Annotated in this window: 4 protein-coding genes; 2 read left to right on the top strand and 2 right to left on the bottom strand. The window is 53.8% G+C overall.

The features are described 5' to 3' along the window. Positions 1–422 (bottom strand): FAD-dependent oxidoreductase (locus QZ279_RS03465; protein ID WP_293447967.1); only part of this gene is annotated, 422 nt, incomplete at its 3' end. Positions 423–554: 132 nt separating this feature from the next. Between QZ279_RS03465 and QZ279_RS03460 the strand changes: the two genes are divergently transcribed. Next, positions 555–1541: a helix-turn-helix domain-containing protein gene (locus QZ279_RS03460; protein WP_293447965.1), complete on the top strand. Its 987-nt coding sequence runs from the start codon at positions 555–557 to the stop codon at positions 1539–1541. A 2-nt stretch (positions 1542–1543) separates the two neighbouring features. On the opposite strand, the gene QZ279_RS03455 is transcribed toward QZ279_RS03460, so the two are convergent. Beyond that, positions 1544–2395: a DMT family transporter gene (locus QZ279_RS03455; protein WP_293447963.1), complete on the bottom strand. Its 852-nt coding sequence runs from the start codon at positions 2393–2395 to the stop codon at positions 1544–1546. Between the two features lie 221 nt (positions 2396–2616). On the opposite strand from QZ279_RS03455, the gene QZ279_RS03450 reads away from it, so the two are divergent. Then, a partial coding sequence (locus QZ279_RS03450; RefSeq protein WP_293447962.1) for a carbohydrate kinase occupies positions 2617–3433 on the top strand: 817 nt, incomplete at its 3' end.

The following is a 3433-nucleotide window of genomic DNA, read 5'->3' as shown; positions in this document are numbered from 1 at the left end:
ATTTTGCGCCCCCCCAGATTATCATAGAGGAACAGACCAAACCGGATCAGCCACGCAGGGCGACGCCCCTTCATCCAAGGCATCACGATGTTGAGCAATTTGGACGTTGGTGTGGTGCTCTCGAACCGCATATCTTTGTGATAGGGCAGAACAAAACGCATCGGCCAAGAAATATGCGGCATTGCTTTCAGCAAAACTTCGCGTTCGATCAGGGCTTTGCGCACCAAACCCACCTCGAAATACTCTAGATAGCGCAGACCGCCATGGAACAGTTTTGTTGACGCACTTGATGTCGCTGATCCCAAATCGTTCATCTCGGCCAAACCAACGCGCAGGCCCCGCCCCGCAGCATCGCGTGCAATGCCGCAGCCGTTGATGCCGCCGCCGATGATCAACAGGTCGAAGTCTAGATCTTGCGCCATGAGGAACCTTTTAGTGTCATTTACTTGCTTACAATGCCACTTAGCGCAAACAAACTGACACTTCCACATGGACGCCACGTTTGCGCGAAACAGCGCTTCGGGATACGCACGCACAAATGGAGTCGCACACAGATGAAGATGAATGGTCGCCAAAATGCGAATTCCCCTTCGGGATATCAGCACAGTGCGTTGACGCATTTTGAAATCTATGTGGGGCGCGGGTTTTGCGAATTTGAGACGGCTGCAATCACGCAGGCCTTGAAAACAGCGAATGCCGTGAAGGGGGCAACTCTTTTTCACTGGCGCTATGTCTCTGAAACGCCCGGTCTGTTGAACGGTGATTGTGGAATGATCGTGCGCGCGGAACCTTTGGTGCGCGATCACGAACTTGGCGATGCATTAATTGTCGTGGGCGGTCGTAGTGGTCAGGATGGCGCATGGTTCGCACGTTTGCGCCAAATGACCCGGCTGTCGCGCACCTGCGTCTTACTTTCCAACGCCGCGACCACGTACATCAAGCAGACCAAAACACCCGCTGGCAAAGTCACGACCCATTGGCACGATGCGCTGGCGTTGATGGAATCTGGCGACCATCCAACATTGACCAACGCCTTGTCCGAAAAATCAGGTAGCGTGATGACCTCAGCAGGTAGTGGCGCGACCATGGAGATAATCATCGCGTTGATCGCCCCCCAAATGAGCAGGGCCGATGTGGGCGAGCTTGGCAATCGCTTGCTTTTGCCTTTGGTGCGAACAGCCCACGCGGATCAACCCAATGACATTACAGAGCTTCCCGCCCTGTCAGACGCGCGGGTGAAAGCGGCCGTAAAGGCGATGGATCAATCGCTTGATACGCCCTTCAATATCTATCAACTCGCGCAAGAAATTGGCGTATCCACGCGCCATTTGGAACGGATGTTCAAGGAAGTGTTCAATCAGACCCCTGCCCGCTTTTACAAGCAATTGCGCACGAAACGGGCGCGCGCTTTGATCGAGGAAACCCAACTGCCGATGATGGAAATTGCGATCGCGACTGGCTTTGGCTCAAGCAGCTCAATGAATGAAGCGATCAAAAAGGAATATGGATTCACAGCAACCAAAATGCGGACGCGCCGTTAAGCCTATAGCGCAAGATATCCAATTCCGCAGAACGCTATGGCACAGCCCATCCACTGAACACCTGTCATTTTTTCACGCAAAAACGCCCATGCCAAGACGATCGTCAAGAGGCCGAAAATTGAACTGGCAACCGAGGCATATTGCGCATCTGGTAGGTGGCCTGCGGACAAAACACAAAGAAGCGCGATTCCGTCTGCGATGCCCATCAACGTCAATATCGGCAATGCTGCGCGCCCCGGCCAGAACGGCAGCTTCAACGCAAGCATTCCAATGAACAACAACGCAATCGCGACGATGCGCGTGATTAAAGTGACGGGCAATTCACCCGCTTGCGCGCTTGCCATTTGCCCCAGCGCGAATGTCCCAGCAAAACCGATTGCCGAAATGGCGGCGAAAATAATGGTCAGTCCTCTAGAAGGATTGTCGCCATCGTTATCATCTTCGTCTGATAAGGCCGCAACAAGCGACACGCCGATAATGATTGCAAGCACCGCACTCCATTGCCACAGGTCTATTTGTACACCTGTGAATGCAGCCCAAGCCACGGACAGGATTGGAAAGCTTGCGATGATTGGCGCGACCAATCGCACAGGTCCGCGGTGAAATGCGGCATATAAGCCTAAACTCGCAACAAGCAGGGAAACGCCGGAAAGCGCTGATAAGCCGAAGATTGGCGCGGTAACCGGTGTAAACCCACCCTGAACAGTCATCACGCCCAAATGGAAGAGTGTCCCCGTGATCAACACGGTCATCAGCGACGCCATCAACGGTGTTTTCTGGCTCACAAAACGAACGCAAACATCGTGGAAGCCCCACATCAATGCCGCGATCAAACCGAGGGTCAGCGCGCTCATCGCAAAGGCCGTAGAATGTATGTGCGCATGCTTTGTTCCAATCTGTTACCTGCGATCTACAACACGGCCCTATCGCGCGCATCACAAAACACGACTTTGGGGCGTTGATTTGAAAATTACCCCGTGAGAATAATAGATGGAAACTTGGAAACCGCAGTGGTATCCGCAATCCAACCATATATGTGAGCGCTAACAACGCACAAAAACAAAGGACCCACGCCATGATTTTGAACTGCGGAGAAGCCCTAATCGACATGGTTGCTGGCCAAACAAGTGACGGCCAAACGGGCTTTGTTCCCCACTCTGGCGGCGCGGTCATGAACACGGCGGTCGCGTTGGGTCGCCTTGGTGTCCCCAGCGGTTTCTTTGCGGGCCTGTCTACAGATCTATTCGGCACGCAGTTAAAGGCGCATCTGGGCGCAAGCCATGTGACGTACGAATTGTGCCCCGTAAGCAACGCGCCCACGACGCTCGCGTTTGTTCAGCTTGAAAATGGCCAAGCAAAATATGCGTTCTTTGATGAGAACACGGCGCTGCGTTCGCTCGCGCCTTCTGATGTTCCCAGCCTGCCTGCCTCTGTTGATGCACTCTTTTTTGGCGGTATTTCCCTCGCCTATGGACCATGTGCCGAAACATATGAGGGCATGCTACTTGCCGCCACAGATCAGGTCACGATGATTGATCCAAACATCCGCCCCAGTTTTATCCGTGATGAAACCGCATTTCGCGCACGTTTGACACGGATGATCGGTGCAAGCGACATTCTGAAACTCAGCGACGAAGATCTTGCGTGGCTAGAGGGCAAAGGCGAAATTGCAGATCTTGCAAAGGGATTGCTGAACAAAGGCCCCAAATTGGTTCTGATCACCCAAGGCGGCGACGGCGCGACGGCATATCATGCGGACTACGCTGTGCACGTGCCGACGAACCCGGTCGATCTAAGCAACTCCGACACCATTGGCGCGGGCGACACGTTCAATGCGGGCGTTTTGGCGTCGCTGCATGAAAGCGGGTTACTCAGCAAATCTGCAATCGCGG

Origin of the sequence: Planktotalea sp. (genome assembly GCF_018607965.1) — a bacterium.
GTDB lineage: Bacteria > Pseudomonadota > Alphaproteobacteria > Rhodobacterales > Rhodobacteraceae > Planktotalea.
The sequence above is the reverse complement of the archived record's forward strand: the minus strand, read 5'-3'. Positions and strand labels throughout refer to the sequence as shown.